The sequence below is a fragment of the Anaerovibrio lipolyticus DSM 3074 genome, assembly GCF_900141865.1.
Classification (GTDB): Bacteria; Bacillota; Negativicutes; order Selenomonadales; family Selenomonadaceae; genus Anaerovibrio; species Anaerovibrio lipolyticus.
In genome coordinates, this window is sequence record NZ_FQYW01000013.1 from 1 (window position 1) to 19,054 (window position 19,054).

General features: G+C 43.9%; 16 protein-coding genes and 1 pseudogene. All 17 read left to right on the forward strand.

The window, feature by feature from the left end; translation table 11 throughout:
* The first annotated feature begins 303 nt into the window (after window positions 1-303).
* The 17 genes and pseudogenes from B6K08_RS08070 (at window position 304) to carA (ending at window position 19,052) form a co-directional block, all read left to right on the forward strand.
* Window positions 304-684 (forward strand): hypothetical protein, encoded by a 381-nt coding sequence (locus tag B6K08_RS08070; RefSeq protein WP_039209222.1) that lies wholly within the window; start codon window positions 304-306, stop codon window positions 682-684.
* Window positions 685-1,149: 465 nt separating this feature from the next.
* On the forward strand, window positions 1,150-1,767 hold the full coding sequence (locus tag B6K08_RS08075) for a phosphoribosylanthranilate isomerase (protein ID WP_039209218.1): 618 nt from the start codon (window positions 1,150-1,152) through the stop codon (window positions 1,765-1,767).
* Window positions 1,764-2,534 carry an indole-3-glycerol phosphate synthase TrpC gene (trpC, locus tag B6K08_RS08080; protein ID WP_039209215.1) on the forward strand — a complete coding sequence of 257 codons (771 nt, stop codon included), beginning with the start codon at window positions 1,764-1,766 and terminating at the stop codon, window positions 2,532-2,534. Before B6K08_RS08075 ends, trpC begins: the two co-directional genes overlap by 4 nt.
* A gap of 60 nt (window positions 2,535-2,594) precedes the next feature.
* Window positions 2,595-3,782: a tryptophan synthase subunit beta gene (gene trpB / locus B6K08_RS08085; protein ID WP_143254877.1), complete on the forward strand. Its 1,188-nt coding sequence runs from the start codon at window positions 2,595-2,597 to the stop codon at window positions 3,780-3,782.
* Window positions 3,782-4,576 (forward strand): tryptophan synthase subunit alpha, encoded by a 795-nt coding sequence (gene trpA / locus B6K08_RS08090; protein WP_143254881.1) that lies wholly within the window; start codon window positions 3,782-3,784, stop codon window positions 4,574-4,576. The genes trpB and trpA overlap by 1 nt, the downstream gene beginning before the upstream one ends.
* Before the next feature lie 105 nt (window positions 4,577-4,681).
* Window positions 4,682-6,072, forward strand: a pseudogene (locus B6K08_RS08095) (anthranilate synthase component I family protein).
* Window positions 6,053-6,628 (forward strand): anthranilate synthase component II, encoded by a 576-nt coding sequence (locus tag B6K08_RS08100; RefSeq protein ID WP_080325886.1) that lies wholly within the window; start codon window positions 6,053-6,055, stop codon window positions 6,626-6,628. The pseudogene B6K08_RS08095 and the gene B6K08_RS08100 overlap by 20 nt, the downstream one beginning before the upstream one ends.
* Window positions 6,629-6,885: 257 nt before the next feature.
* Complete coding sequence (locus B6K08_RS08105; protein ID WP_080325887.1) at window positions 6,886-7,929, forward strand: helix-turn-helix transcriptional regulator; 1,044 nt, start codon at window positions 6,886-6,888, stop codon at window positions 7,927-7,929.
* 251 nt (window positions 7,930-8,180) lie between these two features.
* Window positions 8,181-9,779, forward strand: a complete 1,599-nt coding sequence (locus B6K08_RS08110) for a ribonuclease J (RefSeq protein WP_234985313.1) — start codon at window positions 8,181-8,183, stop codon at window positions 9,777-9,779.
* A 146-nt stretch (window positions 9,780-9,925) separates the two neighbouring features.
* Window positions 9,926-10,663, forward strand: coding sequence for a hypothetical protein (locus B6K08_RS08115; protein WP_080325888.1), 738 nt, complete (start codon window positions 9,926-9,928; stop codon window positions 10,661-10,663).
* Window positions 10,664-11,192: 529 nt separating this feature from the next.
* Window positions 11,193-13,175, forward strand: a complete 1,983-nt coding sequence (locus B6K08_RS08120; protein WP_080325889.1) for a tetratricopeptide repeat protein — start codon at window positions 11,193-11,195, stop codon at window positions 13,173-13,175.
* Window positions 13,176-13,565: 390 nt separating this feature from the next.
* A complete protein-coding gene (locus tag B6K08_RS08125; protein WP_159446736.1) occupies window positions 13,566-13,871 on the forward strand; it encodes a hypothetical protein in 306 nt (101 codons plus the stop codon).
* Window positions 13,852-14,646, forward strand: a complete 795-nt coding sequence (locus B6K08_RS08130; protein WP_080325891.1) for a hypothetical protein — start codon at window positions 13,852-13,854, stop codon at window positions 14,644-14,646. The genes B6K08_RS08125 and B6K08_RS08130 overlap by 20 nt, the downstream gene beginning before the upstream one ends.
* Before the next feature lie 271 nt (window positions 14,647-14,917).
* Window positions 14,918-15,472, forward strand: coding sequence for a Uma2 family endonuclease (locus B6K08_RS08135; RefSeq protein ID WP_039209170.1), 555 nt, complete (start codon window positions 14,918-14,920; stop codon window positions 15,470-15,472).
* 267 nt (window positions 15,473-15,739) lie between these two features.
* A complete protein-coding gene (locus tag B6K08_RS08140; protein ID WP_143254878.1) occupies window positions 15,740-16,687 on the forward strand; it encodes an aspartate carbamoyltransferase catalytic subunit in 948 nt (315 codons plus the stop codon).
* Window positions 16,684-17,976: a dihydroorotase gene (locus B6K08_RS08145; RefSeq protein ID WP_039209162.1), complete on the forward strand. Its 1,293-nt coding sequence runs from the start codon at window positions 16,684-16,686 to the stop codon at window positions 17,974-17,976. Before B6K08_RS08140 ends, B6K08_RS08145 begins: the two co-directional genes overlap by 4 nt.
* A gap of 2 nt (window positions 17,977-17,978) precedes the next feature.
* A complete protein-coding gene (carA, locus tag B6K08_RS08150) occupies window positions 17,979-19,052 on the forward strand; it encodes a glutamine-hydrolyzing carbamoyl-phosphate synthase small subunit (protein ID WP_039209160.1) in 1,074 nt (357 codons plus the stop codon).
* Window positions 19,053-19,054: the final 2 nt, after the last annotated feature.

Below are 19,054 nucleotides of genomic sequence, written 5' to 3' on the forward strand. Positions count from 1 at the left end.
CTGCACCCTCGCTAATTAGCAGTCACCTATGAGAGGTGTACTTGCTGGTAGTTCTCTCGCCTAGGGCTGCAACACCTGTGTAAGCAGATTTTGACGATTAAGGCAGGCGTCAAGCTATTTAAGCAGTCATCTGTTGATGCTGCTGGAGGGATAAGACGTAACCTTGCCACATAATCTCTGTGATTATTGTAGCATCAGGAAATCCAGTTTAGTAAATAATATTCAGTTGTAAAAGAAAAATAAGCTTTGTAGACAAGGCGGATATCTTGCTTACAAAACTTATTATACGAGGAGGGAATAGTTATGATTTGTCAGAAGTGTGGCAGCCAGCTTAATATGGATGGTACCTGCCCTAATTGTGGGCAGGGTAATGTGCGTATTATGGAAAAGTCTGAGATTAACGCTTACGACGGCATAACTATTGAAGAAAACAGCTATGGGCAGGAAAGCGCCCAGACTGGAAAAAATGATAACTCTTTTGGCGGATTTGGTGGTTTTGGGGGCTCCGATAGGGGGCCTCGCATCCTCCGTTTTTCCTCTGGAAGCGGTACACTCACCAAGGTTTTGTTTGCCATTGCCATAGCTCTGTTGGTGGCTGGCCTTGTTTTTGTTGCCTTGCCGCTGATGGTGTTGGCTGTACTTGTGGGGCTGGCAGTCTATATGATTTACAGTTTTTTAACATAAAATTAATAAAAATACAAAAGTTTACATTTTTTGTTGACAGCCAGTGAAATTTATATTATTATAGCGGTGTTGATAATTGAATATCCAAATCATTGATTGGGAAATAGTAGCTATTCCAACTTTTGCCAGCGAGCAGGTGTCGGATTTATCCGGAGGTGGAATGACCTGTGAAAAGCGTTTAGTGAATGGTCCCAAGAGAGTCCACCAAAAGCATTTTTTGTGATTAGGCTGGAACGGTTGCCACCGTTATTGGGCTGCGGTATCGGACATTGTTCCTGTACTTAAGAGGGTGATATTACCAGTGGCATAGACATTTTATCTCGGTAAGGGATAAAATGTTTTTTTATTACACGGTGTTATATCACTGAAAATGGGTGGCACAGCGGAACCATTTCGCCCCATGTATAACCATAAAGGGTTGTACTTGGAGCGAAGTGGTTTTTTTAGTTGGAAAAGGTGAGAAGCATGGCAAGAGTAAAGATATGTGGCATACGGGATATGGAAGCGGCCAGAGCTGCCAGATCAGCGGATTTTATGGGCTTTATTATGAGTGACAGGTTCAGACGCTACTGTCCACCGGATATAGTAAAGCATATCTGCAGCACGGTGCAGGGGCCAAGAAAAGTGGGTGTCTTTGTGGATCAGCCTATAAATGAGGTTAATGAAATCGCTGAATATTGTGGCTTTGATATGGTACAACTTCACGGACATGAAAGCGTCGAGTACGCTGAAAAAATAGAGAGGACTATTATCAAAGCATTCCGTTATGGAGAGGATTTCTCGCTGGAAGGGGCTGAGGCCTATCCTGCAGAGTATATCCTTATAGACAGCTATAGCAAAGCTACTGTGGGGGGCAGCGGTATCAGCTTCAAATGGCGGGAGGCCGCCAGTACCATAAAGCAATTGAAAAAGCCCTATATAATAGCTGGAGGAATATCTGCTGAAACATTACAGGAAGCAATAAAAATATTTGACCCCTATGGTATAGATGCCTCCGGGTCCATGGAAATAGAGGGAAGGAAGTCACCGGAGCTGATTAGGAAATTTTTGTCAGCGGCAGGAAAGAAAGTGGTGGAAACATGAGAGATTACTTAGCAGAAATTGTTACTAAAAAACGGGATATTGTGGAAGCCGCAAAGGCTCAGCTTCCCTTGAGGGAGTTAAAGGAACAAGTGGAAAAGGGCACCTTCGCCATGTGCTCCCAGTTCCAGAAAAGAGAGTGGAACCTCATAGCCGAGTGCAAGCTGCAGTCCCCTTCCAAGGGAAAATTCAATCATCCCTATTCAGTTTTGGACTTGGCCAGGATGTATGAAAAAAATGGAGCCAGCATGCTGTCGGTGCATACGGATCCACACTTTTTAGGAAAGAATGAGGATTTGGTGGAGGTAAGAAAGGCAGTGAAAATTCCTCTCTTGCGTAAGGATTTCATTATAGATGAATATCAGATTTACGAAGCCAGAATGCTGGGTGCTGATGCGGTTTTGCTTATAGCAAGAATACTTGAACAAAAGCAGCTGGAGGATTATCTGAATCTGACATGGAGCCTGGGAATGGATGCTCTTGTGGAGGTACATGACAGGGAGGATATGGAAAAGGCCATGAAAACACCAGCCAAGTTTATAGGTATCAACAACCGAAACTTGAAGCTGTTTAAAACCACCATTGAGAACACTTTGGAGCTTCTGCCGTTGGTGGAAGATAATCGAACCGTTATCAGTGAAAGTGGTATACATACCCTGGATGAGGTAAGGATGCTTCATGAAGCTGGAGTAGACGGCATATTGGTGGGTGAGGGCCTGTCCACAGCAGAGGATGTGGAAAAAGCCACCCGGGAATTTGCCCTATTATGATAAAAAGAAAATTTAAACAATGAAGTTATAGAATGTGAAAGTGATTGGTAGGAGGAAGAAATTATGTCAAAGGGAAGATTTGGAAAATATGGTGGTCAGTATGTGCCTGAAATTGTAATGCCTGTATTGACGGAGCTGGAGGCAGCCTATGAAAAATATAAAAACGATCCGGAATTTTTGGCGGAGCTAAGAAAGTATTATGTGGAGTATGCGGGACGTCCTACCCTTCTATATTATGCGGAGAAGCTCACCAAGCATTATGGTGGGGCAAAGATATTTTTAAAGAGAGAGGATTTGCTTCATACTGGCGCCCATAAAATTAACAACGCTTTGGGACAGGTGTTGCTGGCCAAGAGAATGGGCAAAAACAGGGTTATTGCAGAAACCGGTGCTGGCCAGCACGGTGTGGCCACAGCAACAGTGGCAGCTCTCTTTGGAATGGAGTGCAAGGTGTTTATGGGGGCAGTTGACATGGAGCGTCAGAAGCTGAATGTTTTCAGAATGAAGCTTCTGGGTGCTGAGGTGGTTCCCGTTACCACTGGAACATCTACTCTAAAGGATGCCACCAGCGAGGCAATTCGTTATTGGGCAGCACATATTGAGGATACTCATTATATTATCGGTTCTGCCGTGGGGCCTCATCCATATCCAACTATGGTTCGTGATTTCCAGTCTGTTATTGGCAGGGAAATCAGAGAGCAGATTAAAGAAGAGACTGGTGGGCGCCTTGATTATCTTATAGCCTGTGTAGGTGGCGGCTCTAATGCCATTGGTACCTTCTATGAATTCAGAAATGACCAGTCTGTAAAGAAGTTTGGCGTGGAGGCTGCTGGTCGTGGCCCGGCAGTAGGGGACAATGCCCAGACCCTTTCCAATCCAGCCAGCCGTCCAGGTGTCCTTCACGGTGCTTATAGCTATTTGGCCCAGGATGAGGATGGTCAGGTGATAGAGGTGTATTCCATTTCTGCAGGCCTGGATTATCCTGGTGTAGGTCCTGAGCATGCCATGTTCCATGAGGAAGGCATAGTAAAGTATGTGGGAATTAACGATAAAGAAGCAATTGATGCCTTCCAGCTCCTTTGCCGTGAGGAGGGGATTATCCCGGCTGTGGAAAGCTCCCACGCTTTGGCATATCTTGAAAAGCTCATGCCGAATACAAAGAAGGATGAAGTGGTGGTAGTTACCCTGTCCGGCCGTGGCGACAAGGACGTACAGCAGGTGGCAAAGGTATTGGGAGAGGAGATTTGATTATGAGTCGTTTACAGGATAAATTTAATGAGCTTCAGTCTGCACATAAAAAGGGATTGGTTATTTATCTTACTGCTGGCATTCCCGATGCTGATGGCACCCTTGAGGCAGTGAAAACAGCAGTTGATAATGGTGCTGATGTAATAGAGCTGGGGATTCCTTTTTCCGACCCTATGGCTGACGGCCCAGTTATTCAGGCAGCGTCCTATGAGGCAATTCAGAAGGGCATGACACTCAAAAAGGTGCTGGAGCTAGTCCGTGAGATCCGTAAGTTTACCCAGGTGCCTATATTGGGCATGGGCTATATAAATGTAATGTTTAATTATGGCTTTGAAAAGCTGGCGGTAGATGCTAAAACAGCTGGCCTTGATGGCTTTATTATTCCCGATGTGCCTCATGAGGAGTCAGGGGATATGAAAAAGGTATGCAAGGAGCAGGGACTTCATTTGGTGGAATTCGTAACACCGGGCACCACTGACCAGCGTATAAGTGAGACCTGCACTACAGCAGATGGCTTTATTTATTGCGTATCTGTAAACGGGGTAACGGGTGTCAGAAAAATTGATTACAGTCCAATTAATAAGGTCATTGAACACATAAAAAAGCAAACTGATACCCCTTGTGCTGTTGGCTTTGGTATTGGCTCCCCTGAGGCGGCAGTGGATGCTGCCCAGAGGGCAGATGCTGTTATTGTAGGTTCTGCTGTGGTAAAGCTGGTAATGGAGAATAAGCTGGATGAGGCTGGCAAATTAATTGGCGATATTCGTCACGCTCTGGATAAGAAGGTGAACTAAATGAAGCTGACACCATCATTGGAGGATTTTAAGGAAAAAGCGAAAAAAGCAAATATGGTGGCCCTCAGCATGCCAATTTCCACTGACCTCGATACTCCTGTATCCATGTTTTATAAGCTGGTAGGAGAAGAAAAGGGATTTTTGCTGGAATCTGTGGATGCCCATCAGAAATTTGGTCGCTTTTCCTTCATAGGGGCAGAGCCTTTTATAAAAATGCAGGTCTATAAAAATCGCCTTATGATTCAGGAGGAGGACGAAATGCGGGCGGTGGACGGCGACCCTGTAACAGCCATAAATAAGTATATGGCCGGTCTTAACAGTGCCATCGGCAATTTTGAGCTGCCTTTGGCCAATGGTGGCGCCGTAGGTTATTTTAATTACGAGATATCTGCTGTATTTGACCGAGTGCGCAATGTTCAGGTGGAAGATGAGGAGCTGTTGGGGCAGTTTATGATTTGCCGCATCCTTATGGTGTTTGATCAGCAGAAAAATGCCTCTCAGCTAATTTATCTGGCCAGTGTGAAGAATGGCCAGGATTTGGATGAGGTGTACGGAAAAGCACAGCAGCGGATGAAGGAACTGGAGGATAAGCTGTATGCCGCAGTAAAGACTCCAAAGGTAAAGGTGGCAAAGCGTAAGGAAAAGGTGGATTTTCTTGGGAAATACGGGAAGATGCCTGATGATTTTGCTGCAACCATTAAGAAATGCAAGGACTATATTATAGCTGGAGATATTTTTCAGGTGGTGCCTTCAAGACAGTTTCGTGAAAAGATTACCAAACCAGCTTTTCACTTCTATCGTCGCCTTCGTCAGGTAAATCCTTCCCCTATATGTTTTATTTGAATTTTGGCAAAAAGAAGTTTGTGGCGGCTTCTCCGGAGATGCTGGTAAAGGTAGCAGGGAAGCAGGTTTATACCTATCCGATTGCGGGAACCCGTCGTCGTGGGGCTTCTGAGGAGGAAGACCAGGCTCTTGAGAAGGAGCTGAAGGTAGATATAAAGGAGCGGGCAGAGCATTCCATGCTGGTGGATTTGGCCAGAAACGACATTGGCCGTATCAGTGAGCCAGGCAGTGTGGTGGTAACCAAGCTGCAGGAGGTGGAAAGATTCTCCCATGTTATGCACATGGTATCTGAGGTTATGGGAACCTTGAAGAAGGGATTTACGCCGATGGATGTTATTAAGGCCTGCTTCCCAGCGGGAACTGTCAGTGGTGCTCCTAAGCTGCGGGCCATGGAGATTATTCAGGAGCTGGAGCCAGTGAAACGGGGAGCCTATTCGGGAACTGTTGGTTATATGGATTTCAATGGCAATATGGATATGTGTATCACCCTGCGGACCATGGTTATTGATGGAGACAATGCCTTTATTCAGTCCGGGGCTGGTATAGTGTATGATTCCCAGGAGGTATTTGAGTACAATGAAATCCTGCAGAAATCCAAGGCTATGTTCAAAGTGGTAGAGGAGGTGGAGAATGATGTTGTTGCTTTTAGATAACTACGATTCCTTCACCTACAATGTGTATCAGCTGCTGTGTGATTTAGGGGCCAAGGTGGAGGTAATCCGCAATGATATGGCCACAGTGAAGGAAATTGCAAAAAAGGGCTATGAGGCCATAGTAATTTCTCCAGGCCCTGGTATTCCTAAGGAGGCTGGTATTACAGAGGAGCTTATTGACACCATGAAGGGCAAGGCTCCAATTCTTGGGATATGCCTTGGACATCAGGCCATAGGAGAGGTTTTCGGCGGCAAGGTAATAGGTGCCGGCGAAATCTGCCATGGCAAGACTTCTCCGATTACGCATAATGGAACAGAAATTTATAAGGAATTGCCCCAACAAATAGAGGTGGGCAGATATCACTCACTTATCGTGTCAAGGGATGGGTTGCCGGATTGTCTGGAGGTAACCTCGGAGCTGGTAGATGGTACTATTATGGGCTTAAAGCATAAAGAATACCCTATTTATGGGATGCAATTCCATCCCGAATCTATCCTGACCCCCCAGGGTAGAACCATGATGAAGAATTTTTTGTCATTGATAAATTTGAAATGAAAACTTTTAGATGGTGTTTCATACTTTATTTTTTTAGAAGATATTGTCATATCCCCCGACAATATCTTCTTTGTTTTCCTTGACGGCAGTGAAATAATGTGATAATACATAATAAATTGAAGTGTGGACGTTTTTTTGCTATGAAATCTTAGTGAATCAAATCCAAAGGATGCAGATGCGCTTTAGATTTCGTGTAAGGGCGTAGTGCAAAATATCATTTTGCACGGAGTTTACTATGCTGAATAGGAGGGATTTTCGTGGCATACGATTATATAAATGACGGAAACATTGATGCTGATGCCTTGCAAAAGGGAATAAAGGGCAATAAAAAGGCCCGTATGCTACAGCTTCTGAAAATGCTTAATGAAGAAACTGACGAAAATCACCCTCTTTCCACAAATGAAATTATTGCCAAAATGAAGGAGCTGGGGCTGGAGGTTAACCGCAAAACCGTAAAGGACGATGTGGATCTTCTCATTGCCTTTGGCTATGATGTGGTGATAATCAAATCCTCCAACAATTCCTTTTACATGGGGGAGAGAAATTTTGAGCTGTCAGAGCTGAAAATGATGGTGGATGCCATTTCTGCTTCTAAAATCATTTCCACCAAGGCCAGCAATTCCCTTATTGAAAAGCTGCAGCATCTGTGCAGTAAATATCAGGCGGAGGAGCTGCTTTGGAACAGGGATATAAATATAAGTATTAAGCCATACAGCAAGAATGTTAATCTGATTATTGACAAGCTCACCAAAGCCATCGGCAAGAAGCGGCGAGTAAATTTTAAGTATAATGAGTATAATATAAATAAGGAGCTTCAGCCACGCCACGATGGCAAGGTTTACGATATAAGTCCATATTTTCTGGTGTGGAATGAGGACCATTACTATTTGGTGGGCAATGAGTACAGCACCAAAACCACCAAGACCTTCCGTATTGACCGTATCGATGGTTCCTCACTGGTGGTTTCCAAGGAACAGGCTGTGAGAAAGCCGGAGCGGGATCTGCTTTCCAAGTATTCCCAGCGTACCTTCAGTATGATGGCTGATGAGAAAAATGAGCGTACGGTGGTGCTTCGTTGCAAAAATAATTTGATTACCATTATGGTGGACCGCTTTGGTGTAGATGTTGATACCAAAATTGTGGATAAAAATCACTTTGATTTGACGGCAAAGCTATATGTGACCAAGGGCTTTTTTAGCTGGCTCGCCAAGTTTGGGGATGATATCAAGGTAATTAGTCCCCCTCAGGTGGCCAATGACTATAAGGAATATCTTGAGAAAATACTCATGCAGTATAAATAGTTGAGAAGGGTGGCTGCTTTGGCAGTCACCTTTTAAAATTTATGACTTTACAAAAATGATATAAATATCCTATAATGGAGTGTAATGAGCTGTTCGGATAAATAATCTTACTAGATTTGTGTGACGGTTAATACGGTTCGGATTTAATCATAAATGTGTTTATATAATTAAATATGGAGGTGTGATTTTTGCCAAAAGAGAAAAAATTACAAATTATTCCTTTGGGCGGATTAGGTGAAATCGGCAAAAATATGACAGTGGTGCGGTACGGCGAAGAGATACTGCTTATTGATGCCGGCTTGATGTTCCCAGATGAGGAAATGCTGGGTATAGATCTGGTCATTCCTGATTTTACTTTTCTGGTGGAAAACCGGGAGCATGTCAAGGCGATTGTGTTGACCCATGGACATGAGGATCATATCGGTGCGTTGCCTTATGTGCTGAAAGAGATAAATGTGCCGGTTTATGGCACGAGACTTACCCTGGGCATCCTTGAGGGTCGTTTGAAGGAAAATGGAGTAAGCAATGATATGCTTCGTCCTGTTAAGCAGGGGGATAGTATCAAGGCGGGCTCCTTTAACGTGAATTTTATTCGCGTGAACCACAGTATTCCTGATGCTGTGGGTCTGGCTATTACTACCCCTATGGGTACCATCGTTCACACTGGTGACTTTAAGCTGGACTATACTCCGATTGACGGGAAGATGACTGACTTCAGGCGTTTTTCCGATTTGGGCAACAAGGGTGTACTGGTTATGATGGCAGACAGTACCAATGCTGAGCGCCTCGGTCATACTCCTAGTGAAAGCACTGTTGGTGCTTCCTTTGAAAAGGCCTTTCATAATGCAAATTCCCGCATTATAGTAGCTACCTTCTCATCCAATGTTCACAGAATACAGCAGATTATTAACACTGCTGTAACCTATAAGCGAAAGGTGGCTGTTTTGGGGCGCAGCATGGTAAATGTTGTGAATATTTCCCGTGAGCTGGGTTATATTACTGCTCCAGAGGGAACTATTATCGATATTGATGAGATTAATAATTATCCGGCTAATCAGGTTGTGGTTATTACCACCGGCAGTCAGGGCGAGCCTATGTCTGCACTGACCCGTATGTCCCAGTCTGATCACCGCAAGGTGGGAATTGTTCCGGGGGATACGATTATTATTTCTGCTACCCCTATTCCAGGCAATGAAAAGCTGGTTTCCAGAACTATTGATAATCTATTGAAGCTGGGTGCCCATGTGGTATATGGCCGTGAGAACGGTATCCATGTATCAGGCCATGCCAGTCAGGAAGAATTGAAGCTGATGCATAATTTGGTACGGCCGAAATTCTTTATTCCGGTTCATGGAGAGTACCGTCATCTGGTAAAGCATGCCAAGCTGGCCCAGGAGCTGGGGATGAAGAAGGAAAATATCTTCATTAGTGAAAACGGCCAGATTTTGGAATTTACCAAGAACAAGGGAGTAGTAGCCGGCAAGGTTACCTCCGGCCGCATACTGGTTGATGGCCTTGGTGTGGGTGATGTTGGTAATATCGTTCTTCGTGACCGTCGTCAGCTGTCCCAGGATGGTATTATTATCATCGTGGTTACCATGGACAAGGAGCAGGGTGTTGTGGTGGCTGGCCCTGATATTGTCAGCCGTGGTTTTGTTTATGTTCGTGAATCCGAAGAGCTCATGGACGATGTCCGTACCCGTGTTGAGGAAGCTCTGGCTCGTTGTGAGGACGAGGGTATCACTGAATGGTCCGGCCTTAAGTCAGCCATGCGTGATGCACTGGGACGCTATATCTTCGAGCGCACCCGCCGCCGTCCAATGATTCTGCCAATTATTATGGAAATTTAATACAAAGCTTTTAAAAGACGTATCTTATAGAGGTGCGTCTTTTTTCATCCCCACAAGATTGCGTCCTTGGTGTAAAATATATATACAAAAAGAAGAAATCGCAGATTGGATTCGAAGGGTTTTCGTTATTTGATAAGGAGGACAATATGGGAGAGCGTTTTTTCGTGGCAGGCTGTGTTTTTTCGGAGGGTGAACCGGAACTTAGCCGCAAGGTACAGGCGTATGTGAAGGACAGGTTTTCTTTGCCGGTCATTCGTTGCTGTGTGGCAAAGTACAAGGTGCAGGAGTTTGAAGAACGAATGCCGGAATGGTATCGGGACGAATGGAAATCTGTCAAGCATTATGAGGATTTTCCGTCAGGTAGCACGATGGTTTCCATTTGCCATAACTGCTCGGCGATTTTTGAGGAGCGGCATCCAGAAATCCAGCGGCAGTCTATTTGGGAGTTGATTTTGGAGGATGACAGCTTTCCTTATCCTAACTACCATGGTGAAAGCATGACTGTGCAGGATTGCTGGCGTTCCAAGGAAAACTGCGCCGAGCAGGATGCCGTGCGCGAACTCATGCGTCGTATGAACATCAACATTGTCGAACTGGCCGAAAACCGTGAGCACACCAAGTTTTGTGGCTATTCTCTCTATCAGCCTCAGCCACCGCGCAATGCCAAGCTTGCACCTAAACGCTTTGTAGATGGGGCGAAGGGCTTGTTTGCAGAGCATACTGAGGAAGAAAAAAAGCGTTTGATGGTAGAACATTGTTCACAAATTTCCACCGATAAAGTTGTCGCATATTGCCACTATTGTATTCGCGGCTTGAACTTGGGCGGCAAGCAGGGAATTCATCTTGCAAGGCTTTTATTTGAGCCGGAAAATGTACTAGATTGAAAACAAATTATTATGGAAATTTAATACAAAGCTTTTAAAAGACGTATCTGGTAGAGGTGCGTCTTTTTTATGTGCGCCCAGCATGGGCGCACTCTAATGGGTGAAAGTCCCTAACCAGCCCTAATAGCGGGAATGGTATGCACGGTGGTGTGAGAGGTCGGAGGGTTTATTTAAATCCTCCTCCTACTCGATTGTCCACGTATAGTGTACATGATAATGACCAACAATAGTGCGCATAAAACCTTATCGGAAGGTAGATTAGGAGAAAATTAGAGCAAAGTTATACTTCCATTAAAGCAGAGCATTTGTCTTGCGGGGGGGACAATTTTGCTATAATCTCTTTGTGTAGAGAATAATTATAATTAATATGAAGAAAAGAAATAAAAGCCATTAAGGGGAGTAGGGGGATGATTTTTATTATATAAGGGGAATGTTTTTTCTGAGTGGACATTTTAGGAAAAATTAGGGAGAGGTTATTAACAAATACAACCCTCTGAAAATAGAGGGCATTCAAAAAGGGGAAGAAGTTATGAAAGTAAAGAAAAAATTGGCAGGATTAGTATTAGTGACAGTATTGCTGACTGGTGGATCCTGTTATGCAGAAAACAAGGAAAATCCTATTATAGCTAACACAGAATACGGTTATATCCGTTTAAATATGCCATCTGTCGAGAAAATTGATTATTTCGGGCGTTATTTTATCCAGTGTTCTTATTCCCTGCATTTTAAGCAGTATCTGCCCTATGGTATTCCTATTACCAGCGACGAGGGGAACGAGTATATCTGGTTTGAGCCTTTAACCAACCGGGAAATTTATATTGGAAAGGTTAAAAACAGCCCTAATATCCTTAGTGTTGATATCAAGAAACTGACCAATATAAAGGGTGGAGAAAGCTCAAGAGTCTACAGTGCTCTGCAGCAAAATTTCCCTGAACTGCTTGCGGAGGTTCGGGCAGCTAACAAAACTGCCAATGAAAAATACGGTCAGGAACTGGATAAGGGCCTGGCTGCCTTGGCAAGCCATGACCTGGAAATGACATACACCCACTTCAAACGGGCCTATGACAAAGGCTGTACTTCTCTGCAAATGTTGCAGGAAATGTTCTTTGACTGTTGGTACCTGGGTGATTACGATAAGGCTTTGGAGTGGGACAGCAAAGCCATTGAGCTTTATCCATCCAGCAGAACCTACAACAGCCGGGCTTGGAACAATTATTTGCTTGGCAATAATGAGCAAGCACTGGCCGATGTGAATATGGCATTGTCCTTGGATGGCAATTACACTGCAGCTCTGGATACCAGAGGTTGTATATATTATGAATTAGGACAATACGATAAGGCCATTGCTGATTTTGACAAAGCCATCCAGATTAAGGGTGATGATGGGCACAATTATTTTTATCGCAGTAAATGCTACAAGGCTTTAGGAGAACAGGAAAAGGCCACCGCTGACTTCACCCAAGCCAAAAAGCTGTGGCCTGAGGCCAGCGATGAAAAATTAAACTTTTCCTTTGAGCAGTCAAAAGCTTTAGCTAGAAGAAGCGAATCCCGCAAGCTTCGTCGTAGCAGATATCAGCAGGATTTAAAGAAGCTCAACGATGCTATCTATGTAACCAATAACGCCAGCAATTTCTCAAAACTGGATATCTGTGAACAAAACAGAGTAATTATCAATGTTGCGGATGCCATCCGAAATAATGAACCAGAGGATTTCTATGAGGAAGTAATTCCACAGGCAGTACGCATAAACTACGAAAACGGCACCTACCAGCAGCAGTATGAGCAACTGCAAGCGGAAATTGAGGCTGAACAGGCAGCAGCACAGCAACAGGCCATTTTGCAGGCACAGCAACAGGCGGCAACCATCGGCGGAGAAGCATCTCCTCCAACCTTAGCGCATGAAGAAATAGCAGCCATTCAAACAAATCCTGCGGGGCGTCATCGCTTGTCTGACAAACTTTGGCTAGAATATCAACCAGATCGTATCCAGATAGAAGAGCCGTCCTTGGCAGCTTATTATGAAAACAATGTCATTCATTATGGATCATACTACAACTGGAGAGATAATTTGCCTGAGGGTTCCATGAAGTATGTTCACATGGATCTCAAGCGTAATAATGTAACTAATTATGGACAATACATTATTGTTATTAATGAAAATAATGATTGCACTTGTTTTGACTATGACGCTTCCAATGATACATTCATTATTTATGACAATAAGACTCAAAAACCCGATTATACATTACATTTCACTATAAAAAAACATGTTTCAAAATATAATCCTAACGATTCTACAACAAGTATGGTGGCTGAAGCCACAAACATTTCTGGAAACCCTATATATGATCGCAATGATGACGCAATTCCTTGGAAAACAATTGAGTATGGTGGAAACATCTGCGCAGATTTCTGGAGTAATGAGCATAACAATTGGTTAGGAATATATATCCCTAATTCTCGTATTGATGGCTATCGTTTATTCCTTCAATATCAATCATTGCTTAAATAGCATCGCTTAAGTATAACGGATTAGTTTTATGAGGTGAATTAAAGCAGGTTATTTGTCTTGCGGTGGGACATTAGTGCTATATTTAGGGCTGTAAGATTTTGAAAATAGAAAATAAAAAATAAAGGAGTGGATAGTTTGGAGATTGTTTGGTTTGAGTTTTTAATAAGTACTCTATTATTTCTTTTATTAGGCTTGACGGCATGTGAGGTAGTACGACGAGTTACCAAAATCAATTGCAAGAAAAGGCCTATAATTCTAGCAGACGAACGCACACGACTTATTAAGTACATAATATGTTTACTGTTGCCAATTTGGATATTTTATGAATTCTATCTATTCCATTGGTCAAGCATATCGTGGGTAGGAGAGTTGTTTACCAATTTCTTTACTGTGACCATAGTTTTGTTTGTGCAGGAGATGAAGCGGCTGGACAATAAAGATTGTGGCCTGTGGTTGTATGCCTTGATAGGAATTATTTTGTTGGTGATAAGCAATTACAGCAATGATGTAACCACTGCATACAAAAATTATGGCGTTCCCATGGGTGTTAGCTTACTCGTTTGGGTAGGACATGAGTGTTTGAAGAATTGTTTGGGCATAGGAAATTGTTATACGGCTCGTCTGAAGCGCTTATTTAGACGGGAAAAAACGAAAAAATTACAGGAGGAAAACAAAAATGAGAATATCATTAATTAGAGGAATGCTTTTGACTTGTTTGTTGACGCTGGTTATGGTGGTTTCGTCCACGGTGGCGGATGCAGCCATACATTTTACCGATAACTATGGATACAAATGTGTTCTTGACTACAATAATACTGGTGCTAAAGGGAAATATGTTATTGACGCTCGTGGTTCTAAATTATTATTTGATTATAATCCTAACACCCATGAATTCATTTGTTATGATGGTAATAGGGTGAAAGCTGTGAGAAAATTTAGAGGAAGAGATTCTATTATAAGTAAGAGCATCAACTCAAGTTTTCCTGATGGTGTATATGATAAAGGGCGTGATGGAGACTATTATCATGAAATAACGGGTGATGGTATTTATGGTTCTACCATTATGGGATTTCTTCATTTCCTCGATGCCGGTGGCAATCTGGGCAATAGCAAACCTAGCTCTCCAACCAACGGAAAAACTGGCGGTAATCAGGGCAACAATAAATCTATCACCATTGAAATCAACCGTGATATCGGGGCCACGGTTCGTAAAGGCTCAGCCGATGTGCCGGTGGTACTGATGAATAACAGCAACAGGCGGTATTACTTTGAATATGTTGATTGGACGCTTATTTTAAAGGATAGGAACGGTAATCCGATCGGCACTTTTACCAAAAGGGAAAATCTGAATGGCAATCTGAATGCTCACTCCACCGTAAAGCGCAATGTCCATTTCGAGGACAGCCGTATACCTAACCATTTTGATATGCCTATTACGCTTAGTTGGTCTTACCATGGTAAATGGAACTAAGAAACGGCTAATAGAATACAGCCTTCAATATGAAGGGGCGTTCAACTGAACACAATTTAAAGGGCTCCACATGGAGTCCTTTTACTATGCAAAAAAACAGGCAGGGAAACTTAAATGTTTATTTTGATATCAATTTTGGATTTTGGAGCAAATTTTCTATAACTGAATGGAAAATGATTGCTGCCTCTTTTTCCGATGTTCAATCACAGGGCAAATTATGGACGAGAAGGCCCGATATATTGTAAAATAGTGGTGGATGGGAGGTATTGGTATGGAAGCTTTAAAGGATTATAATAAGTCAGAACTTATAGATGGTGTTATCTACGATATGAGCCCGGCCAACATTCGTCACATAAGGATTCAGGGGCATTTGTTTACTATTATCAATAATTTTTTAGCGGGGAAAAAGTGCAAGGCTTTTTTTGAGGCCGAAGCGGTACTTAGTGAACGGGATCACCTTATTCCGGATATTAGCATTGTTTGTGATGATTCCAAGATCAAGGAAAGCTACATTGATGGGGCACCTGATTTTGTGGCTGAGATATTGTCTCCCAGCACCCGAAAGCGGGATATTACAGTAAAGAAAGATATTTATGAGCGTTCTGGTGTTAAAGAATATTGGGTAATCAGTCCGAAGGATGAGGCTATTGAGGTTTACCGATTAAATGAGCAGGGGGCTTTTTACCTTGACAATGTATATACGAGATTTACAGAAAGCGAGTGGGAACGCTTGCGGGAAGAGGAAAAGGCTGAACAAAATTTGTCTTTGAAAATTAGCCTGTATGATGATTTGGAAATACAGCTGGATGATATTTTTGCAGAATGATGTGATCATGTGGATATTTCCTTGCGAAAAATCCCATAATGTGATATAGTTCATTACAGTTGAATATGACCTTTGAAATTAGTCCTGTGAGGCTGATAAAGGAAGCTGGTAAGATAGTGCGCTATCAAAAATTATTGGGATAACTGTATCTAAAAGCATTTATAGCTTTCTTGTGCCTCGGCATGAGAGAGCTTTTTTAATTGCCCAAAGTTATCATGAAGTGTATTTCACAGCTGGTCTGGTCAAAATAATAAAGGAGTGATTGTCTTGGATAATTCTAAAGTAAACCTTCGGGGGAAAGATGTGCTTGCTTTGGCAGATTTTTCCAAGGAGGAAATCCAGGTGATTCTGGAAAGTGCCAAGGAGATGAAAAATATTATTCATCGTGACATCAAAAAAGTACCGGCTCTGCGGGGTAAGTCCATTGTGACCTTGTTCTATGAGCCAAGTACCCGTACCCGTTCATCCTTTGAACTGGCTGGCAAGTATTTGGGAGCCGATGTGGTAAATATTACCGCTGGTACCTCCAGTATTGTAAAGGGTGAGAGCCTTCGAGATACCCTTTATACCGTTGAAGCCATGGGTGTAGATGCTATCGTTATGCGCCACAAGGCTGAGGGTGCTGCTGAATACGCTTCCAAGGTGGCAAGCCCGGTAATCATAAACGCTGGTGATGGTGCCCATGCCCATCCATCCCAGGGGCTGTTGAACCTTTTTACTGTACAGGAGCACAAGGGGCATCTTGAGGGCCTGAAGTACGTTATCTTAGGTGATATTACCCATAGCCGCGTTGCCCGTTCGGACATTCAGGGCATGCGGAAGATGGGTGTTGAGGTCCATTTGGCTGGTCCTAGAACTCTTATGCCAAGATTCCTCTTTGAGGAGGAGGGCATTGTGATTCATGACAATGTGGAGGATGCTATTAAGGACGCGGATGTAATCAATGTTCTTCGCATTCAGCTTGAGCGCCAGAAGGCTGGCCTTTTCCCATCCCCAAGAGAATATGCCCGTATCTACGGTCTTAATGATAAGCGTTTGGCTCTGGCCAAGGATGATGTGCTTGTACTGCATCCGGGCCCAATGAACAAGGGACTGGAAATTTCTCCATTCGTAGCTTATGGCGATCATTCCGCCATTCAGGAGCAGGTTCAGAACGGTGTAGCAGTTCGTATGGCTATTCTGACCCACGCATTGATTGGAGGTAACAAGGCATGAAGACATTGATTAAGGGTGGCAGAGTAATCGATCCTGCCAATTCATTTGATAAGGTTGCTGATGTATTAATCGAGGATGGCAAAATCGCCAAGGTGGCAGGCAATATTAAGAGTGCCGCTGATGAGGTTATTGATGCTGAGGGCAAGATTGTGTGCCCTGGTTTTATTGATATGCACGTTCATCTTCGTGAGCCAGGCCAGGAGGCCAAGGAGGATTTTGAGTCCGGTTCCAAGGCTGCGGCAGCAGGTGGATATACTACTGTAGCCACCATGCCAAATACCAACCCTGTAGTGGATACTGCGGCTATGGTGCGTTCTTTGCAGAAGCGGGCTGAGGATGCGGCAGTGGTTCACATTGAGATTATCGGTGCCGTTACCAAGGGCCAGAAGGGTGAAGAAATGGCTGAGATGGGGGATATGACCCAGGCTGGCGCTGTGGCCTTTTCTGATGATGGTCATTTTACCAAGTCTGCCAAGGTAATGCTTAACTGCTATGATTATCTGAAGTCCTTTGATAAGGTAATCATCAACCATGAGGAGGAGCCAAGCCTCATCGAGGAAGGCGTTATGAATGAAAGCCACAGAAGTGCCATGCTGGGCATGAAGGGCCGTCCAACAGTAGCTGAGGATATTGCGGTGTACCGTGATATTGCTTTGGCTGAATATGCAGGGGCAAGGGTTCATGTGGCCCACATCAGCTCTGCCAATGCGGTAGATCTGGTTCGTCAGGCCAAGAAGCGTGGTGTAAAGGTTACTGCTGAGGCTACTCCACAGCATTTGACAATGACTGATGATATGGTAAATCTCTTTGACAGCTCTACCAAGGTTAATCCTCCCCTGCGTCAGCAGAAGGACGTGGAGGCAGTGCTGGAGGGGATTAAGGATGGTACTATTGACTGTATTGTGACTGATCATTCCCCACATGCCCAGGAGGAAAAGGACAGAGAGTATATTTATGCACCAAGCGGCTTCCCGGGATTGGAAACCTCCCTTGGCTGCCTTATGACTGATTTAGTGGCTCCCGGCAAGCTGGATTTGGTTACAATGATTTCCAAGCTTACTGCTGAGCCAGCCAAGATTTTCGATTTAAATGCTGGCAGCCTCTCCGTAGGTATGCCTGCTGATATAACTGTAATTGACCCTGAGCTGGAATGGACTGTGGATGAAAAGAAATTCTATACCAGGGGCTCCCATTCTCCGTTTATTGGCCGCAAGTTCAAGGGCAAGGCTGTTAAGACCTTGGTGGACGGCAAGCTGGTAATGGACGATGGCGTAGTTTTGGAGGTGTAATCTTGAAAGGAAAACTTATTCTTGAGGATGGCAGCGTCTTCACTGGAGATTTGTTAAATGAATACAAAGCCACTGGCGAGGTGGTGTTTAATACCGGTATGACCGGTTATCAGGAGATACTTACTGACCCATCCTACTGCAGTCAGATTGTTACCCTGACATTCCCACTCATTGGCAATTACGGCGTGGCAGATAAATTTATGCAGTCCAGAGAATCCTTTGTAAACGGATTTATTATCGGTGAGCTCTGTGATGAGGGCAGCAACTGGCAGAAGGAAAATGAGCTGGCAAAGTTTTTGAATGACCAGAAGATTCCTTGCCTTTATAATGTGGATACCCGTGCAGTTACAAGAACCATCCGTTCCCAGGGCTGCATGAAGGGCATTATCGTATCCGAGGATGCCAGCCAAGAGGAAATAGATAAGCTCATGGCTGTGCCAATCAAGCTGGATGTGGTGGCAGAGGTTACCACTCCTGAAACCTATGTAATGGATAATGATGGACCTCATGTGGTAGTGATGGATTTTGGCATTAAGCAGAATATATTGAATTCCCTCCATAATCTTGGCTGCAAGCTCACAGTAGTGCCTGCTGACACCAAGGCTGATGAGATTATGGCCATGAATCCGGATGGCATTTTCCTTTCCAATGGCCCTGGAGATCCTAAGGACGTTCCGGAGGTTATTGAAGAAGTTAAGAAGCTCATTGGCAAGAAGCCAATGTTTGGTATTTGCTTGGGACATCAGCTGATTTCTCTGGCTCTTGGGGCAAACACCTATAAATTGAAGTTTGGTCACCGTGGCTCTAACCAGCCAGTAAAGAATCTCCTTAACGGCCGGGTTCATATTTCTTCCCAGAATCATGGCTATGCTGTAGAGGAAGCATCTTTGAAGGAGCTTCCTTTGGAGATTACTCACATTAATGTTAATGATGGCACTGTGGAGGGGATGCGTCATACATCTCTGCCATTGTTCTCCGTCCAGTATCACCCTGAGGCTTCCCCGGGTCCTGACGACAATATGTATCTGTTCGATCAGTTCTGGACACTTTTAACCGGCGAGACAAAGGGGGAATAATC